At 67.3% G+C, this 1,304-nt stretch carries 1 protein-coding gene; it reads right to left on the reverse strand.

From position 1 onward, the window contains the following. Positions 1-39: 39 nt before the first annotated feature. Positions 40-1,232, reverse strand: a protein-coding gene (locus tag AC27LF_RS45470) for an IS3 family transposase (protein ID WP_479662453.1) whose coding sequence is annotated in 2 segments (ribosomal slippage) — positions 40-962 and positions 962-1,232 — 1,194 coding nt in all. Because the reading frame shifts where the segments join, the coding sequence is not laid out codon by codon here. Between the last annotated feature and the right edge of the window lie 72 nt (positions 1,233-1,304).

A 1,304-nucleotide genomic window follows, 5' to 3' on the forward strand; every position in this document is an offset into this window, starting at 1 on the left:
TGAGCTGTCCCGGATTTCGTAGAGTCCGGTGATCTTGTGTCAGGCGGACTGTTGGGTGACTTCCGGTCGTCGCCACCAGTCGCGTTCGTACTCGGCGGGCGGTACATAGTCGAGGGCGGAGTGGAGCCGTTCCTCGTTGTACCAGGTGACCCACTGGAAGATCGCCCGCTCGACCTGGTCGAAGCCGGTCCAGGGGCCTTGCATCTCGATCAGTTCCGCCTTGAAGGTGCCGTTCAGCGCCTCGGCCATCGCGTTGTCATACGAGTCCGCGACCGACCCGACGGACGCGGCGGCCCCGATCTCGGCGAGCCGGTCGGTGTAGCGAATCGACACGTATTGCGCCCCCCTGTCGCTGTGATGGATCAGCCCGGAATCCTTCTTGATCCGCCTCCTCCACAGCGCCATCTCCAGTGCGTCCAGCGGGAGTTCGGTCCGCATGTGGTTGGCGACCTGCCAGCCGACGATCATCCGGGAGAACACGTCCAGGACGAACGCCACATACACCCAGCCCGTCCAGGTGCGGACATACGTCATGTCCGCCACCCACAGCTGATCCGGCCGGGACGCGGTGAATTGCCGGTCGACCAGGTCCGGCGGCCGGGGCGCCGACGGCTCCGGCACGGTGGTCCGCCGCCGCTGACCGCGGATGACGCCCTGAAGGCCCAGCTCGTCCATCAGCCGCTCGACGGTGCAGCGGGCCACCTGCACACCCTTGCGCTTGAGCGCGCGGGTGATCCGGCGGACGCCGTAGGTGCCGCCGGACTCGGCATGGACCTGCTCGATCAGCGGCATGAGTTGCTCGTCGCGCAGCCGGCGGGCCGACTTCGGCCGCTTCTTGCGCGCGTAGTACGCCGACTCGGACAGACCCAGCACCCGGCAGGTGAACCCGACCCCGAGGCCCTTGTCCTTGAGGTGCTCGATCACCTGGTCGGCCTCGTCCGGGGACGGTCGAGTTCCGCCGCAAAAAACGCGCTCGCGGCCTTCAGGATCTCGTTCGCCCGCCTCAACTCCGCATTTTCCCGGCGGAGTTGCCTCAGTTCTTCCTGCTCGGCGGTGGTCAGCCGGTCGTCGCGTTCACCGGTGTCCACCTCGGCTTGGCGGACCCAGCCGCGCAGGGCCTCCTTGTGGATGCCCAGGTCCTTCGCGACGTGCGCGATCGGACGGCCGGTGGTGCGGACCTCGCGAACGGCCCGCTCGCGGAGCTCGTCCGGGTACTTACGTGGTGCTGGCACAGCTCGTGGTTCTCCTTCGGACCAGGATCATAAGCCTGGCTTCAGGGACTCCACGAAACGGGGTGCAGCTCA

It is taken from the genome of Streptomyces diversicolor, assembly GCF_057537855.1.